The sequence below is a fragment of the Micromonospora marincola genome, assembly GCF_056150385.1.
Window position 1 is genome coordinate 1 of the sequence record NZ_JAXCFT010000002.1, and the last position, 16740, is coordinate 16740.

Sequence of the window (16740 nt, forward strand, 5' to 3'; positions counted from 1 at the left end):
CGGCGTGCTGCCAGCACACTGACCGACACCGCCTCCGGCATCGCCCACCTCCACAACATCATCCTCGCGGGATGACGCCAACACCGTTGCCGGCCAACGCCTTCACCGAGTTACGAGACGTCCTTTAGATTGGAGGAGCTTTAACTTCGGCGGCCTGGCATCCCAGCGGCGCCAGCCCGCGCACTCAGCCGCGATGATGGCGCCCTGCGAGCCGCAGGTCGGCCCCTCCGCCAGGGGGCTCGGCGTAGGTAGTCCTGCTCAACGAGAGCGCTGCTGCGGCTGCAACTGTCGGGCGTTGCTGCTCTTGCCTGCGCCGGAGTTCCTCGGATGCGGATCAGAATCGTGTCGGGGCTGCAGGTAGGGCACATCGTTCATGGCGGCGGTCCTCCCGGCCCGATGCCCGATGGGTCGGTATGGCTGCGGCATCGGTGTCGCGTTGGTCGCCGGCTTCATGGCCGGGAGTGTCATCCGGGGTCCCGTGTCGGCGTACGGGTGAACGGGACCAGCCGCGTACGACCGAACGGGGCCAGTCCGCCGTATCTGCGCACGCCCCTCATGATCAGGGACGATCTCGACATTGATCAGGTGGTGCAGGGCCCGCCATCGGCCCGGCGAGGGAGATCAAGCTCGCGCTCACCCGATCCGCCGGAGTCGACGCGGCCCTCGACGAGTGCTGCGGTAGTGGGTCGAGACCAAGCCGACCCGCACCGCAGCCGCGCAGCGGCGAGGAGCGGAAGCGGCGCGGTAGTAGGGGCTATCCGGCTGCCTTCACGGCAACGACAACGTCCGCCAGGCAGGGCCTCGGCCGTGGGTAGGAGGCTGGCGCCGTTCATCCGTACCTACCTGGTCCCGTTCACCCGTACGCCGACATCCCGGGCGGCGAACCGCCGCTGGCGGTAGAGGCGTCGCTGCCCGGTAGCTACCAGGCGCGTGGCGTGGGGCAAGGATTCGGTCGGTGTCCGGCCGATAGGGGTCACTTCACGTGCGTGTCCCGGAGCTATTGCTGAACACTGCTTCGGACTACGCCACCGCGGCCGCGCGCATGGCCACCACGCTGCTGCCGTTCAACGGTCCCCTGGCACTGCCCATACCGATCAGCAGGTCGTGCTGAGCCTGCTGGCCGGTGTCGTTTTGGATGCGGCGGCCCCTGGTGTCGGCTTACGGCAGTGCGGGTGCCGCCGGCGACGCGGATCGACTCGCTCGGCACGGGACGGGTGGTTTTGCTCAGACAGATCCGCGACGGGCACCCGGATCTCACACGGCTGCACGCCTGCCGCCGGGCCCGACGGATTGCGTGGAGGCGCTGCCGGCAAATCCGGTGCCGATGGTCGACGGTGACCGATCACGCTTGCATGGCCGCCTGTCCCGCGCATCGCGCCGACGGTCGAGGGCGTCTCGGACACGCCGGAGGGACGGCTCAAGGTTGCCTTAGCTCCGCGAGGAGTGGCGATGCCACCCGGTACAGGACCTTGACGCCATCGGCGATCAGCACGACTGCGGCCACGATCCGCCCGAAATCTTGGGCTACCTGCTCGACTCTGTCGACGAAGCCCTCACCGGGGTCGTTCGGGAACTGGCGGTTCATGTGCAGCTTCCTTCCTCCTACCGCTCACGGATCGAGGCAGACACGCAACCATGATAGGTTTCACGCATCCGCCGTGTTGTGAAACGAAGACTACACGATTCACAGGGAGTGTGTGAAGTGAAGGCAGGCTCTAGTTCGGCGGTGGCCTTCGGACGCGTGTTGCAGGCCGTGCGTAAGCGCTTGGCGAAGAACCAGGCCGATGTCGCCGGATGCTTCGACCCCAGGCTCTCCGTGGCCGCTGTCTCGATGGCCGAAAGCGGCAACCGTCCACCCAAGACCGAGGCGATCATCCGCAGCTACGCCGTCGCCCTGGACCTCGACGAGGATGCACTGCTTGAGCTCTGGCGCGCGGTGCAGGGGACGGTCGAGATCTATGGTTGGGACGAAGAACCTCTGGGCACACGATGGTGGCGCGAGTTGGAGGCAAATCCTCAGGTCGAACTCGTCCATCGCCAAGCCGTAGCCGAAGCCGCGAAGGCATGGACCCCAAACGAAGACTGGTATGAGCCTTCGCTGAAGCTGGTCGCCCTCGCCGACGCGATCTGCGAAATCCTTGAGCGCTTGCTCGGCAGTTCTTGGAAGGTTGACTACAGATGCGAGGTCGGCCTCCGCGAGCCGATCGATGGGCGCCCTGCAGCGGTCATCATCGAACTGCGGGCAAGAGTTTCGGAGGACGGCGGCTCGAGCGAGCCCCTCGAGTTGATGACCAGCTTCCCATGCCCGGAACCCGTCGCTCGACCGGCTCCGCCCGAGCCGACGGCAAAGCCCCACACCGGGACCTTCCCCGCCGACGTCGCCTGGATCCTCGCGTCAGTTCAGGCAATGCCTGCACGCGAACGAGCAGCAGTTGCCGCATTCATCCATGGACTGCGAGAGGGAGCCAGCCTGTACTCAGCGACCTCTCCCCCTACGTAGGAGCCCGGTATGGCGGGCCCGAAACGGGCGTGCTGGCATACGAGCCGTCATGCTGTGGGGCGGCGGCTCTACCTCGCCCCGCCGACCGCAGAGTGTGCCGATTTCCGTGTTTGGGCCTGAGGTGCGATCGAGGTTATTAGATGGCGATCCGGTCACCGTAGGCCAGGACCAGGGCGTTAGGGGCCTTGGCCCAACCATAGACCCGGCCGCCGCCTTCAGGGTGTTCACCACCAGCGGCTCCTGACCTTGATCTCGCGTACGGGTATCTCGGAGGGGTGTAGGGGGCGTTCGACGACGGGGCGCATCGTGTGGGGTGTGATGCGGTCGCGTTCGTGTTCCTCGGCGAAGCGGGCGGCCTGTTCGTGTTCGCCGAGGTTGTCCAGGGCCTTCAGGAGGTCGGTTATCAGGATGTCGAGGCGGTGGGTTTCGGCTTCGGCGGCGAGGAACCGTTCGTGGTGGGTGACTGCCCGGTGGCCGCACCACTGGCGTAGTAGTTCGTGGCGGGGCCGGTCGTGGCGGCGGTACCAGTCGTACTCCCATTCCGGTGTCGTCGACCGGCTGTCGCGGCCGACGCGGTGCTCGTCGCCGAACTTGCATTTGTGGCGGGACTGGGCTTCCTGCTCGATGACGAGGTCGAGGACCTGGGCCGGGTGGGCGCGGCACGTGGCCTCGACCAGGTGGAGGGTGCCGGCCGGTGACAGGATGGTCCCGCCGTCGTGGTCGAACCATTCAGCCGAGGCGAGGATGTCGTCGACCGGGCCGTCGATGATCTCGCTCAGCCGGGCCCTGTCGTGGATGTCGGTGGCGCATGACACCGGGGACCAGAGCAGTTCGGCTACGTCTTCGCTGATCAAGAGGCCGAAGATCTCCTCGATGCAGGCTTCCTCTGTGTGATCGAGGCTGAGATCGTCGATGCGTTGCCAGTTCGCCATCAGCGCATCGAAGGTCCCGACCTCGTTCCACGGCACCCGCAGCCGCGATCCGGGGACCTTCTCCACCCGTTCGCCGGGGTCGTCGAGGAATCTGATCTCGAGGCGGGCGCTGGTCTTCTTCGGTTCGACGGCCAGGATGCGGACGCGTTCGGACGGTGTGTGGTCCGACTGCCGGTACGCCCATTCGTCGCCGACGGTGAAGCGGGAGGGGTCGATTCTCATCCAGCCGTCCTTCGGGTGAGCGTCGCTTGTTGCGTGGTACCGGGTCGTGCTGGCGGTTCGCGCCGCGATGGCGGCAGGTCCCGGCGGAGGCTCGTGCGCATCCGGCCGGAGGGTGGTGGAGGTTGAGGTGGACGCACTTCAGGCGCCGCGGTCGAGCAGCCCGTGGTGCCACGATTCGGCCTGTCGGCGGATGCCGGCGTGGGCCTGCCGGTCGTGATCAGGGCGGTGCTCCTTGCGTGGTCCGTGGGGGCTCCAGTCACCGAGGAACGGGCGCAGATCGTCGGATCCGGGTTCGGGGTTGTAATCGATGTCAGTTAGCACGCGGGGATTGCGAGTGGGGTCGATCCGGTCGGCGGCGGCCCTGCCCCACGCGACCCAACTGGCGAGGTACCCGCCGGCGGTCCTTCCCTCGGCCGCTTGTTCGAGGGCGTTGCAGAACGCGCGGATGCCGGCTGCGGTGGTCCACGCCTGGTAGGCGTTGCGGAAGGTTTCCGCGCGGATGTTGTCCGCGGCCCGGTCGCGGGCGTCGGCCATCGCGGCGTGCCATCGGGCGAGGGTGGCCTCCTCCTGCCGTCTGCGCTCGGCCGCGGCTTCCTCCTGCCGCCGCCGGTGTTCGGCTGCGGCCTTCTCCCGCGCGGCTTCGGCTGCCCGCCGTTGCTGTTCGTCGGCGACCGGTACGCGAACTCAACGCCACCCTGTCCGGCATGGGCGGGCGCTATCCGCTCATCGACTACGGCGCGCAGCACTCCGAGGACTTCGCCGACTACGTACGCCACCATCGCGACTCGCTGCTTGACCGGCTGCGCTGGCACCGGTGGGACCGCTTCGCGGCCGGCGACCCCCAGCCGGACTGGCCCCAGCTCCGGCGGGTTGAGTTGCTCGCCCCGGACCCGGAGTGGGGCACCACCGTCGACGTTCTTTCGACCGATCTCATGGCGGCGCGCGTCGAGGAAGAACTCACGGCGCGGCTGGGCGAACAGCCGCCAGACAGCGGCCCCCCTCTGCCGCGCCGCAGCGACTGTGCCAAGGCCAACGCCGAGTTGGTCGATACCGGCGCCGGCAGGCTGGCCAAGCTCGTGCGCGCCTGGCTCGAACGGCACAGCCGCCCGGTCCCCGCGCCGTGGACAGACGAGGCGTCGGCAGGCCCGGCGCTGCGCGCAACGCTCGACTCGGCCGGCGCGCTCGACTTCGCCATGCTGACGCTTCCGGACGTGCTCCGCTGGCTGCAAACTCTCGGCGTCTGGCCGACGGACATGCCCGCGACCGATGACGTTGACGCGCTTGGTCTCACCCACGACGACCTCGACCGCCAGAAAGCCGAGGAGCGGCAGCAACGCGCCGAACGGGAACGGCAGCGGCGGACCGTGAACATCGACGACAAACCATTCGACCTTGACGACGGCTTCACCTCGCTACGCGCGGCTCTCGACAATTCGCTGGACCGAACACCCGCGTTCCTGGCCACTCCACGCAGGTTCACCGGCCTCAAGGAAACCGACGCCCGGTCCGGCCCCGGCGGCCGGATCGCGGGTGGCGGCTTCGGCAGCGGTGGGTTCGCGTCCGAGCTGTCAAGCCTGCAAAAGCTGGGGGTGGGTTTCGCTGGCGAGTGGTTCGCTTATCGATGGCTGGAGCGGCAGTACGGTGCCGACTTCAGCCCGGAATGCTGGGTGTCGGGATACCGTGAGCGGGTCTTCCCCGGCACCGGTGACGACAGCCTGGGCTGGGACTTTGAAGTCCCCGGCCGGCGCGGCACCTGGTACTACGAGGTCAAGGCCACCCTCGCCGAGGGCGGTCGAATCGAGCTGGGCGAGACTCAGGTCATCTCAGCGCAGGAGAACGCCCGGAACCGGCGGTGGCGGCTCCTAGTGATCACCAACGTCATGAATGAGAATCGCCAAATCCGTATGCTCCCGAACCCGTTCGACCCGGCGAGCCGCGGCCGGTATCGCTTCGTCGGCCAGGGTCTGCGTCTGGAGTACCGCTGGTCGTGACCGCCGGCATCTACACGGGTATCCCTGAACTTCGCTGTCGCGTAGAGTTACTGAGCGGCTTCGGCTCGTGTGACCGAACGCTTCTTAACCACGCCGCCCTGCAGTAGCGGAGCCCGACATCGGCCGATGATGCCGAAGGGCTGAGACCCCGCCAGCGGCAGCGCTCACGCCTCTTCCACTCGCTCACGCATGAGCCGGTCGTTCTTGCTGTCCTTCCCGCCGCAGGCTGCCTGCCGGTCATTGACCAGGCCGTGTTGGAAGCCGCACTGGTGTGCCCTCCTGCCGAGGAGTGTCCGATGGATGTGTTCCGCCCCGACCTCGAGCCGTTGTCGTCGAAGCGGTGGCTTGCCCGCCGTTTCCCGTACCGTGAGGAGCTGATCGTCGACCTACGCCACCGCATCCGCCGCGCTCCTGCGCCGATCACCGTGTGCCCGCCGAATCCGCGACACTTCGGCCACGCTATCGAGAAGACCTTCGCACTCGATCTGTGCGACACTCCGCCGTACCCACACCTGTTCGCCAGCCTGCCCAAGACCGAGCGCCAGACCCTCCTCACCACCGCCGGCTACCGGCCCGACCACCGGAGAGGCGACGCGGCGTGGCGCAGGACCAACTCTGAAGTGCCAGGTGCCCGCCTGCTCACGGTGGGCAGCGTGCTCACCATCCTCGAACAAGCCCTGCGACAGCTTCCCATCACCAGGCCGGACGGGGCCCATGCCACGCTGCAAGGTCCGCTGCGGCATCGCCGGACTATCGCCATCTGCGCGACCGCGACCCGTGCCGTCCGACCAGCATTTGCCGCCTTCTGGGCCAGCTACCTCAGCGGATTCCGTGCTGCGCTGCGTAGCTACGGCCCCATAGCCGCCGGTCCCGCCCTACTCGATGGGCTGAGGGTCGCCGACCTACTCGCCGGCGCCACGATCGTGGAAGTCAAGACCGGCCACCTCACCGAGACCCACCAGTTCGAGGGTCTCATCGACCAGGTCCTTACCTACACGCTGCTCGCCGCTGTGAGCGGTTACCAGGTCTCCGCGGTGGCGGTGTACCTGGCCCGCTACCACGTACTTGCCCGGTACCCGATTGATGCACTCACCACCGAGTTGGCCGGCGGACCTGTCGACACCACCGAAGCCGGCAACCACCTCGCCACCCTCATCCGGGCCGAGTATCCATAAGCCGCCGCAGCGCTATACGAGACGGCTGCGCAACGGTCCCACTCGGGGCGGTGAGGCGGAAGCCCGCAGGATCGTGCCGCCCCCAAAACCTGGTGTCGAGGTAGGGCTCGGGCTTCTCCCGTTTGGGGTTCTCGGGCCAGGTCTTTGGGCTCGGTGAACAGCTGGGCTGCCTCCAGCACTGCAGGCGCCGGTTGGTGCGGACGAAGGCCCTCTTCAGGCCAGACTGCGGGTCGATGAGCCTGGCAGGTTGGAAGAAGGCGGCGTCCTGCAGTCCGACAATGGCGCCCAGGCGGTCGTGCTCCTGCCGAGAACATCCCTTGCGAGGCGGTTGGTGTGCGACTGGCCCGTGGCGTCGCCGGTATCCCTTTTGTCCGGGTCGGGTCGGACACCGGCCCCGACCTCGGCGCTGTTGCGCAGGCGGACGATGATGTTGAGGTCGTCGTGAAAGCGGACCACGGCTGTCGTCGGCCAGGTCGGACTCGCGTGCGAGGCCGAAGTGGTGCTCCAGGGTCGCCAGGTGATTCGTAACGAGCCGGAGCACTCGGACCAGTGGTGGGCCGATGCGGTGTTCGGCGGGGACGGCCTTGCTGATCCGGCGCATCACCGCAATGATGGTGGCGCTGGCCGGATGAAGCCTCCGCCCCGCAGGCTCCTTACGACCGAACCGCGGCGGCCCTGCCACCTGTCTTGGCTCTAAGCTTGGTCGGCAAGTGGGGAAATCGCGAAGGTCGCGATACTCAAGATCATTTTTGGGTCATGTCGCACAGGGAAGTCAGTCGTTGACGCTAGGGTCAGGTCAGCGTCTGTGGCTTCATGCACGGCAGCTGGGGGAGGTGCGGCGTACGTGGCGACAGCTGATCAAGTCAAGGCCCTGGTCAGAAGTCATGGCGAGGGTGACGATGCCCGCTTCTACTCGGTAGCCCTGCAGGTAGCCGCGAAGGCCGCTCGAAGCGGTCAAGCGCACTTCGCCCAAGAGCTGCGAGATCTAGTCGATGGACTCCGAGCAACTTCTGAGAGGGCAGACAGGCCAGTTAGCCGCCCGGTTCCTGTCGCTCGACCACGAGGTGAGCTAGCTGACCTCTTGAGCGTCGCCTACCCGACCACGCGTTTGGCAGACCTCGCGCTGGAGCCGGAAGTTCGGCAACGGTTGGAGCGTGTCTTGCTTGAGCAGCGACAGCAAGACAGACTCCGAGAACACGGCTTCGACCCTCTGCGTCGCCTCCTACTAGTCGGCCCGCCCGGGACCGGAAAGACGATGACGGCGCGCAGCCTCGCCGGCGAGCTTCGACTACCACTCTTCACCATCCGCCTGGACGCCCTGATCACCAAGATGATGGGCGAGACGGCCGCAAAGCTGCGGCTTGTGTTCGACGCGCTAGCGGAGACCCGGGGAATCTACCTGTTCGATGAGGTCGACGCTCTTGGGGGAGAGCGCTCCAGGACCAACGATGTTGGTGAGATCCGACGCGTGCTGAACTCCTTCTTGCAGTTCTTAGACCAGCAGGACTCGGACAGCCTCTTGGTGGCCGCGTCGAACCACCCTCAACTGCTCGACCGCGCGCTGTTCCGGAGGTTCGACCTCGTTGTCGGGTATCCGCTACCCACGCCCGAGGTCAGCAGGGCTGTTATCCGCAATCGGTTGGCTACTATGGGGCCCAAAAAGTGGGCGTGGAGTGCTATCGACGAGGCCGCAGCAGGCCTGAGTCACGCCGAGATCACAGTCGCCTGCGAACTAGCCGCCAAGGAGGCCATCCTGTCTGGTCAGCAGCACGTCACTCCTGCCACCCTGGCGGCAGCCCTGCGAGATCGGCAGAACATGGCCCACGAGAAGCAGTAAAGATGGCCCCTCGAAACCGCCCCCATCTCCTACTCACGCGAGCCGCCACTGCCGAGCCATACCGCCGCCCCGGAAGCGGGGGCGACAACGGCACCGTGGCGGCACCCTCGGATCGTCAGGCTCACGCGCAACGGCTCTCCGAGCAACTGAGAGAAGTCGACATAGCCGCACAGGCTAGGCGTGCGGAACGAGAGGCGACCGTCGAAGGAGCAATCGACGGCCTGTATCTAGTGTTCGAGAGCTTTCCTGGCGTCGGCCTAGCACTCCAATCGCTGGAATCGCAGCGCAGGGGTCTCCAACCAGAACTGGTCTCGGTCCATGAAGTCGAAACGCCAACAGGACCGGTGGAGCAGGCGACCGTCTTCGTCCCAGACGGCAAACTTGGTCACTTCTTCTCCAAGCTCGAGGGCTACGCTGAGACCACTAATGACGCCAAGCCAAAGAACGCCAACCTCGTCGACCGGATCGCAGCGGTTAGGCTAGCTTCAGTCGAGGCGCTATGGACCGATCCGCCAGAGCAATTTCCAGAGCCGGATGCCCACGTCTGGTGGGAAGTGTGGCTGCGTCGCCGCGACGGCAATGAGATCGGCCGTCTTCAGCAGTTCGCCGAGCGGGCGAGAATCCGGATGGGCCCGCGCACCCTCGGCTTCTCGGACCGAACAGTCGTCTTGGTCGAAGCGACCGCCCGGGATCTGGCAACCGCCCTAGACGTGCTCGATGACCTCGCTGAGCTACGTCAACCTCATGAACTCGCGCAACAAATTGCCTCTGAGCCCGCCAGCGAACAGCGTGAGTGGGTAGACCAACTCGTCGACCGAACAAGCGCCGCTTCAGCCGAAGCCCCCACCGTATGCATCCTCGATACCGGTGTTCACAAAAACCATGCGCTCTTGGAACACTCACTCGACCTAACCGACTGCCACTCTTGCGATCCGAATTGGCGGCTTGACGACCACGGTGGCCATGGTACAGAGATGGCCGGCCTCGCTCTCTATGGCGATCTTGGCAAGGTCATACGATCAGCGGGACCAGTGAAGCTTCGGCACCGCCTAGAGTCTGTCAAGCTGGTACCGCCGCCTCCTCGGGCGCATCCACCCGAGCTGCATGGTGCAGTTACCGCAACAGCGGCGAGCCTTGTGGAGGTTCAAGCCCCTGCGCGTCGCCGGGTATTCTCGATGGCTGTTACGGCAAAAGGAGGACCGGTTCAAGAGGACGGCAGCCGCCGTCGCGTGACGGGCGAACCGACGTCGTGGTCTGCAGCTGTCGATGCGCTCGCAGCCGGAAGAAGCATCGACGTCACCGACAACGGCTTGGTCTATCTTGACCAGGCCGAGGAGGCAGCTCGTCGCCTCTTCCTCATTAGCGCCGGGAACGTGGAGCGCACCAAGTTCCAGCAGGACTACCTGACCCGAAACGATGTCGAGCCGGTCGAGGACCCCGGACAAGCGTGGAACGCGTTGACCGTGGGGGCCTACACAAGCCTGGATAATCTCGCATCCGCAGGGCAGATGTGGGACGGCTGGATACCGCTTGCCCCCCGCGGTGAGCTATCACCACACAGCCGAACTTCCGTCCCGTTCAGCCGTAGATGGCCGGTCAAGCCCGACATCGTGCTCGAAGGCGGCAACGTCGCCTGCTCGCCCGCGGGAAAGAGCTATGACACTCCAGAGGCCCTGCAGGTGCTGACCACCCGACACCCGGGCGTCGATGCACGCCTCCTCACAACCACCTGCGCAACCAGCGCCGCCACAGCCCAGGCTGCTCACCTAGCCGCATCGATCCTTGCTGACTACCCGACACTTTGGCCTGAGACGGTTCGTGCCCTGATCGTCCATTCTGCGGAGTGGACGACCGCCATGCAGCAGCGCGTCAACCGAGCCCGCAGGGTAGGCAAGGCCGCGGTCCATCAGCTCCACAGACGATACGGAATGGGCTTACCCAGCCTAGATCGTGCGACCCGCAGCGCAAGCGACGCACTCACCCTTATCGTTCAGGACACAATCCACCCTTACCGCGACGGAACCATGAGGGAGATGCACCTTCACGACCTGCCGTGGCCCACTGACGTCCTGACAGGACTCGGAGCCGCGCAGGTCAGGATGCGCGTGACATTGTCGTACTTCATCGAGCCCAACCCCGGACGCCGCGGTTGGCAACGGAGATACAGCTACGCATCCCACGGCCTTCGCTTCGACATCCGGCGGCCTACAGAGTCCACTGATCTTTTCCGCAAGCGCATTAATCAACGCGCGCTAGCCGAAGAGGAGCGCCGACCGAGTAGCACCAATGACGCCAAGCAGTGGATCTTCGGGAGTAATCAACGAACCGCGGGCTCCCTTCATACCGATATCTGGGAAGGATCAGCGGCGGATCTCGCCGGGTGCGGCGCCATAGCCATCTTCCCCGTGACTGGATGGTGGAAGGAGAACCCCAAGCGTGACGGCAGCGACTCCGGCGCACGCTACGCTCTCGCCGTATCCATCGAGACCCCGGACCAAGACGTCGACATTTGGACACCCGTCGCCCAGCAGATCGGCGTTGCCGTCGCAATCCAAGTATGATCGGACTCATTACTGCCTGCGCGTCCCCCGCAAGGGCCCGCGGGCTTGACCAAGCCCGCAGCAGGCGCGCGGCCAATCGCACGCAACGCCTCGATTGCTGACCTCCAGCGAGCGAGCCCCGCCACACCACGGGACGAGTACGACCAGCTCCGTGCCGCCCTGCACAACAACCGCCCGGAGCGGCCTCGCCCTGCAGAACCGGACCGGCCACCCCGACTTCGCCCAATATCTCACCGGACGAGCCCTCTGGGTCGGTCACCACCACCCGGCACGCGCAGCCAAACCCGTCACGCTGCTGGCCCCAGCTCTCGCGGCACCGTAGACTGACGCGGCGCGGCAACTTCGCCGGGTTCCGGCATGAACGCGTCGGGCCGACCAAAGTACGGCCTGAGCAGGACTTACGTCAGCTCTGCTGATCTTCAGCAAGCGACCACAGCAACGCGCGTGTGCGACCCACTGAAGTGAATACAAAATAGGGACCCGCAGGTCATCAGCATATGGGTGCAGATAGAACGTCGTCTTAGGAAACCGATGCTCTATCCCCTGAGCTACGAGGGCGCGAGGGGACAGTCTAGCGACCTGGGGTTCACCCGGGGTCGCAGGGAGTGGCAGGGGTTCACCCACGTTCCCGGGACCGCCGTTTACCCAGCCCAGGACCACACCCGGAGTCTCCATGCGACCCCGGATGATCTTGATAGGCAGGTGAAGCGGCCGGCGCGATGGGATCGCGTCGGCGGAGGGCGGGCCGCTTCAGGCTGCGGCGGGGACGGTTACTGCCGGTCGGCTGAAGGTCTTGACACCTCGGACACAATGTGCGAGCCCACGTGTCAACGCTGGCCGAAGGTTCCACGCGGCGTCGACAGGCTGCCCGCTCCCGGGCAGGCGACGAGCCTCACGGAACTCGTCTGCGGACTTCGGGGGCTGGATCAGCACGAGGCCGACGGTTGCCAGCGTTCGGCGGAGCGGGTGAGCCACTGCCCGACGATCTACTGATGGGCCTAGGCTTGCGGGTCAGGGTTGACCATTGTCCTGGGCCGGCCCGTGGGCGGTTGGGCCGGAATCGGCGTGTCGGGCGGCTGGTTCTCGCATGGGAAACTCTCGCTGTGAGCTCAGGTGTTCCCCGGACGATCAAGGCAGTCGACACGTCAGAGTTGATCCGGCTCGACACCGAGGCGATTCATTGCGGACTGAGCCGCAATCACGGGGCAGGGTGGTTGGCGGAGTTCGCCGATCCAGCAGCGGTGCACTATCTGTGGCCGGTACTGGCGCACCGGTTGGGGCACCGGCCTGAGTCTTCGCCGCACTGGCGGTGCATGCTGCTTTTGACGGTGCGAGAAGGCCAGCAGATCTTTTCCCTGCTGGATGTCCTGCCCGCCTCCTTCGAGGATCTACCCGAGACGCTGGATGCGGCCACGAAGACCAAGATCGCCCACCGGCTGGAGCATGAGGGCCTGCTGACGCAGGCGCAGTGGGCCGATCTCAACCCCTGATCCGGGTAATGCGTGGCGGTGATATGCGGCGGCTGATATCGGGCGGCGTATCGTGCGGTCAGGTGTCGAGGCCTGCGAGGTTGAGGCGTTCGAGCAGGCTGGGCTTGCGGGCGTGCGCCGCCCGTAGCTCGGCCAGCCGGCGCCGGAACGACGAGCTGTCCCCGTCGCGTTCGCCGAGTTCGCGCAGGTCGACGAGGAGTTGTACGGCGGCGTCGTACTCGCGGGGTTTCTTGGTGGCGATGAGGTCGTCGACCCGCTGCCATGCGGCGGGTTGGTCGACGGCGAGGGTGTCGAGGTGCCGTTGCCGGGCGGCTGCGGCGGACCGTTCCCGGCGAACCCGGTCGCGTTCCCGCTGCTCGGCGTCCCGTCGTTCCCGCACGGCGCGCAACTCCGCGGCGGTGGCGAGCAGTTGACCGGCGGTACGGACGGCCGTTGGGGTGGACGCGTCGGTGGGAAGCGCGTCGCGGTAGCGGCGCAGCAGTCGGCTGCGCAGGTCGCTGTCGCCGCCGGTGATCAGGTCGGTCAGGATGGCGTCCTTGTCCCGAGCGGGCAGCTCGACGACCCAGGTGCGTAGTTGCGCGACGGTCGGTTCACCGGAGGCGGCCGGCGCCGACCCGGCCGCCGCAGCCGCGATCAGGTCAGGGTCGAGGCGCAGGAACTCGGCGACGGCGGTGAGGGGCGCGTCGAGGGTGTCCAGCCCGGCGGGGACGGGCGGCTCGGGCTCGTCGTCGGCGATCTCCTCGGACTGTACGCAGCGCAGCCAGGCCAGGTAGAGCAGGCGCAGGTCTCCGGCGGCGAGGCCGGCCCGGACCGGGATGATGGAGGTGAGCAGGCCGTGGCCGTCGAGGTCCCACTCGTCGGCGCCGTCCTCGTCCTCGTCGTGGAGGTCGATGATGACGTGCTTGCCGGCAGTCCAGGCGCAGGCGCTGTCGCCTTGGCAGTACTGGGCGGCGGTGGCGGGGGCGAGCACGTGTTTCGGTAGGCGCAGCATGAGCTGGCGGGTGCCCCAGTTGGCCAGGTACAGGTGCGCGTCGAAGTACCGTTCCATCAGCGTGCGCGGGTTGCCCTTGAAGTTGCCCCACTCGTAGGTGTTGACGAAGCTGGTGGCGGTGATGTCGGCCCGGGTCGACAGCGACCGCAGCTCGGCCCGCTCGCGGCCGGTGAGGGGTCGGTCGACGGCGGTGAACTCGTAGTACTGGTACTCGCTCACCGTGGCCTACCTTCCGGCCCAGTGCCGGTAGGCGTCGATCCACGCGGCACCGTCGGGCACAGGGGTGGGTAGCGGAAGGTCGAGAAGGCCGACCCGTTGCCGGTGGCGGCCTCGGACGCAGACCGCGACGATGCTGTCCGCAGCCAGCTCGATCTTGCCTACGGTTGCCTCGACGCCGAGGACGGTGGTGGTGAACGGCACCGCCAGATGCTCCTCGATCATGGCGAACAGGCCGGCACGCTCGTCCTCGTAACCGTCCGTGTCGACGGTGGCTTCCTCGATCATCGCCTCCAGCACGGCGGTACCTTTCGATGCCATCGGCGGAGGATAGCGGACCGGTGCCGGGGTGTTCGGCGCCCGATGCACGAGGATGGTCGGCATGGGTTCGGTGGCCGAGTTCGTCGATCTTCGGCGCGAGGTGGAACGGTTACGGGCGGAGAACGCCCGACTGGCGCGTCTGCTGGAGCTGCGCGGCCAGGACACGTCGGCGGCACCGGAGCAGTTGTCCGCTCCGGTGGAGCCGCCAGGGCTGGTCACCATGGCTTCGCCGACTCGGGACAAGCTGACGTTGTTCGCCGACCGGTTCCGGGCCCGGGCCGACGTGTACGCCGTGCGGTGGGACAACGCCCGTACCGGCGCTGCCGGGTGGATGCCGGCGGTCGCTGGGGGTTGGCGTAAGGGGATGGACCGGCGGGGTGCCACCTACCTGCCCCGGACAATGGAGGTCGCCGCGGCGCATCTGGTCGGCGACGTGTTCATGGGCTTGTACCCGCTGATGCCCGGCAACACCTGCCACTTCGTCGTGGCCGACTTCGACGGGCCCACGGCGATGCTCGACGCCCTCGCGTACGTGAAGGCGGCGCGAGCCAGCGCGGTGCCCGCCGCGTTGGAGATCTCCCAGTCGGGCCGCGGAGCCCACGTGTGGGTCTTCTTCACCGGCGCTGTTCCCGCGGCCACCGCGCGGGCCGTCGGCACCGTTCTTCTCCGTGAGGCGATGGTGCTGCGCGGGTCGATGGACTTACGGTCGTACGACCGGCTGTTTCCCAATCAGGACGTGCTGCCCGAAGGTGGCTTCGGCAACCTCATCGCCGCACCCCTGCAAGGACGCCGCCGCAAGGACGGACTGACCACCTTCCTCGACCTCGCACCCTCGAGCCGCACGCCGACCAATGGGCGTTCCTGTCGACGCTGGACCGGCTCAGCCCCGGCGACGCCGAACAGATCGCCCGGCAGGCCAAGCAAGCCGTCACCGGTGCCGACATCGCCACCATGAGCCGGTCCGCCGCGACCCAGGTCCATCCTCCGCTCCCTCCGGTGGTTCACGCGGAGGCCGGTGCCGGGCTGAGCATCGACGCCGGACAGCTCACGCCCGCCGCGCTGGCGACGTTCAAGCACGCCGCCGCCATGGCCAATCCGAAGTTCTACGAGCTGCAGCGACTCCGCAAGTCCACCTGGGACACCCCACGCTTCATCCAGGGCTACGACCTCACCCTTGATGACCGCCTGGTCCTCCCGCGGGGCCTGCGGCACACCATCGCCGCCATCGTCGAGCGCGCCGGATCGCGGCTGGCCGTCACGGACGTACGAAACTCCGGAACCGAGATCGACACCGCGTTCACCGCCGAACTCGCCGGCAAACAAGCCAATGCGGTCGGCGCGCTTCTCGCCCACGACGACGGGATTCTGGTCGCCCCACCGGGCTCCGGCAAGACCGTCATGGCCTGCGCGGTGATCGCCGAACGCAACACCTCCACCCTCGTCCTCGTCGACCGCAAAGCCCTCGCCGACCAGTGGCGCACCCGCATCCAGCAGTTCCTCGACGTCAAGCCCGGCCAGCTCGGCGGCGGCCGACGCAAGCTCACCGGCACGGTGGACATCGCGCTGCTGCCCTCCCTGGCGCGGCGGGACGACGTCGCCACCCTGACCCAGGGATACGGGCACGTCATCGTCGACGAATGCCACCACCTCGGCGCCGCCGCCTACGAGCACTCGGTCAAACGGATCGCCGCGCAGTTCTGGCTCGGCCTCACCGCCACCCCCACCCGACGCGACGGCCTCGGACAACTCGTCACCTGGCAACTCGGACCCGTCCGCCACACCCTGACCGACGAGGAACAAGGCACCCTCGCCGCAGCGACACACGCCGACGCCGGACCCCGTCGAGCGCTGTTCATCCACGAGACCACATTCCAGTCCGGCGACGTCGACCTTGACGCGCCCGGCGCGCTCGCCGAGGTCCACCGAAGGCTCGCCGTTGACGAGTCACGCAACGCTCGGATCGCCGATGACGTCGCCGCAGCCCTGACCCGCGGCCGCAACTGTCTCGTCCTGACCCGACGGGTCGCCCAGGTCGAGACCCTCACCGCCCTACTCGCCGCACGCGGACACCAGCCGCTCGTACTCCAGGGCGCGATGAGCACCCGTGAACGACGGACCGTTGTTGACCGGCTCGACGGTGCCAAGGTCGGCGACGGCCTGCTCGTCATCGGCACCACACCGTTCATCGGTGAAGGCTTCGACGCCCCCGCCCTCGACACCCTCTTCCTCGCCGGCCCGATCTCCTACGACGGCCTACTCGTCCAATGCGCCGGACGCGTCATCCGCGCCGCGCCCGGCAAGGACCTCGCCGAGGTCCACGACTACCACGACCCGGCCACTCCCATCCTCGCCGCCTCACTCCCACGCCGCATGCCCGGATACCGGGCCCTCGGCTTCACCAGAACATGAGTGCATCCCGACGCGATCACCACGCCTGGTCCCGCCGGTTACAGGGTGCGAATGAAAGGCCAAGCTTGCTGGGCCTAGCGTAGTAGGCTGATCGC

Annotated in this window: 13 protein-coding genes; 8 read left to right on the forward strand and 5 right to left on the reverse strand. The window is 67.0% G+C overall.

Annotated features, from left to right (window positions below; genetic code table 11):
* Positions 1-1417: 1417 nt before the first annotated feature.
* The gene (locus SM450_RS04395) at positions 1418-1585 is read right to left on the reverse strand and encodes a hypothetical protein (protein WP_474618375.1); all 168 of its coding nucleotides are present in this window, start codon (positions 1583-1585) and stop codon (positions 1418-1420) included.
* Between the two features lie 141 nt (positions 1586-1726).
* On the opposite strand from SM450_RS04395, the gene SM450_RS04400 reads away from it, so the two are divergent.
* Complete coding sequence (locus SM450_RS04400; RefSeq protein ID WP_474618376.1) at positions 1727-2500, forward strand: helix-turn-helix domain-containing protein; 774 nt, start codon at positions 1727-1729, stop codon at positions 2498-2500.
* Between the two features lie 224 nt (positions 2501-2724).
* Here the strand turns inward: SM450_RS04400 and SM450_RS04405 are convergent, their stop codons facing one another.
* Entirely contained in the window at positions 2725-3654 is a 930-nt protein-coding gene (locus SM450_RS04405; protein ID WP_474618377.1) for a hypothetical protein, read from the reverse strand.
* A gap of 138 nt (positions 3655-3792) precedes the next feature.
* Positions 3793-4188 carry a hypothetical protein gene (locus tag SM450_RS04410; RefSeq protein WP_474618378.1) on the reverse strand — a complete coding sequence of 132 codons (396 nt, stop codon included), beginning with the start codon at positions 4186-4188 and terminating at the stop codon, positions 3793-3795.
* 170 nt (positions 4189-4358) lie between these two features.
* Here SM450_RS04410 and SM450_RS04415 point away from each other — a divergent pair, with 170 nt between their 5' ends.
* The 5 genes from SM450_RS04415 to SM450_RS04435 all read left to right on the forward strand — a co-directional run bounded on the left by SM450_RS04415 (position 4359) and on the right by SM450_RS04435 (position 12708).
* Positions 4359-5645 (forward strand): hypothetical protein, encoded by a 1287-nt coding sequence (locus SM450_RS04415; protein WP_474618379.1) that lies wholly within the window; start codon positions 4359-4361, stop codon positions 5643-5645.
* A gap of 296 nt (positions 5646-5941) precedes the next feature.
* Positions 5942-6820 (forward strand): hypothetical protein, encoded by an 879-nt coding sequence (locus SM450_RS04420; protein ID WP_474618380.1) that lies wholly within the window; start codon positions 5942-5944, stop codon positions 6818-6820.
* An 844-nt stretch (positions 6821-7664) separates the two neighbouring features.
* On the forward strand, positions 7665-8657 hold the full coding sequence (locus tag SM450_RS04425; RefSeq protein WP_281565831.1) for an AAA family ATPase: 993 nt from the start codon (positions 7665-7667) through the stop codon (positions 8655-8657).
* 95 nt (positions 8658-8752) lie between these two features.
* The gene (locus tag SM450_RS04430) at positions 8753-11218 is read left to right on the forward strand and encodes a S8 family peptidase (RefSeq protein WP_474618381.1); all 2466 of its coding nucleotides are present in this window, start codon (positions 8753-8755) and stop codon (positions 11216-11218) included.
* Between the two features lie 1103 nt (positions 11219-12321).
* Positions 12322-12708: a hypothetical protein gene (locus SM450_RS04435; protein ID WP_474618382.1), complete on the forward strand. Its 387-nt coding sequence runs from the start codon at positions 12322-12324 to the stop codon at positions 12706-12708.
* A gap of 58 nt (positions 12709-12766) precedes the next feature.
* Here the strand turns inward: SM450_RS04435 and SM450_RS04440 are convergent, their stop codons facing one another.
* Both SM450_RS04440 and SM450_RS04445 read right to left on the reverse strand, forming a co-directional pair.
* The gene (locus SM450_RS04440) at positions 12767-13918 is read right to left on the reverse strand and encodes a hypothetical protein (RefSeq protein ID WP_474618383.1); all 1152 of its coding nucleotides are present in this window, start codon (positions 13916-13918) and stop codon (positions 12767-12769) included.
* 6 nt (positions 13919-13924) lie between these two features.
* Entirely contained in the window at positions 13925-14236 is a 312-nt protein-coding gene (locus SM450_RS04445; protein WP_474618384.1) for a hypothetical protein, read from the reverse strand.
* Positions 14237-14297: 61 nt separating this feature from the next.
* On the opposite strand from SM450_RS04445, the gene SM450_RS04450 reads away from it, so the two are divergent.
* Both SM450_RS04450 and SM450_RS04455 read left to right on the forward strand, forming a co-directional pair.
* Entirely contained in the window at positions 14298-15191 is an 894-nt protein-coding gene (locus SM450_RS04450) for a TOTE conflict system archaeo-eukaryotic primase domain-containing protein (RefSeq protein WP_474618385.1), read from the forward strand.
* A gap of 41 nt (positions 15192-15232) precedes the next feature.
* On the forward strand, positions 15233-16645 hold the full coding sequence (locus SM450_RS04455; RefSeq protein WP_474618386.1) for a DEAD/DEAH box helicase family protein: 1413 nt from the start codon (positions 15233-15235) through the stop codon (positions 16643-16645).
* Positions 16646-16740 lie beyond the last annotated feature (95 nt).

What these genes read in the sequence shown, in the direction of transcription:
- SM450_RS04415 (WP_474618379.1), top strand. Translation starts at nt 4,359, where the DNA reads ATGGGCGGGCGCTATCCGCTCATCGACTACGGCGCGCAGCACTCCGAG.
- SM450_RS04410 (WP_474618378.1), bottom strand. Translation starts at nt 4,188, where the DNA reads ATGGCCGACGCCCGCGACCGGGCCGCGGACAACATCCGCGCGGAAACC.
- SM450_RS04405 (WP_474618377.1), bottom strand. Translation starts at nt 3,654, where the DNA reads ATGAGAATCGACCCCTCCCGCTTCACCGTCGGCGACGAATGGGCGTAC.
- SM450_RS04445 (WP_474618384.1), bottom strand. Translation starts at nt 14,236, where the DNA reads ATGGCATCGAAAGGTACCGCCGTGCTGGAGGCGATGATCGAGGAAGCC.
- SM450_RS04450 (WP_474618385.1), top strand. Translation starts at nt 14,298, where the DNA reads ATGGGTTCGGTGGCCGAGTTCGTCGATCTTCGGCGCGAGGTGGAACGG.
- SM450_RS04420 (WP_474618380.1), top strand. Translation starts at nt 5,942, where the DNA reads ATGGATGTGTTCCGCCCCGACCTCGAGCCGTTGTCGTCGAAGCGGTGG.
- SM450_RS04395 (WP_474618375.1), bottom strand. Translation starts at nt 1,585, where the DNA reads ATGAACCGCCAGTTCCCGAACGACCCCGGTGAGGGCTTCGTCGACAGA.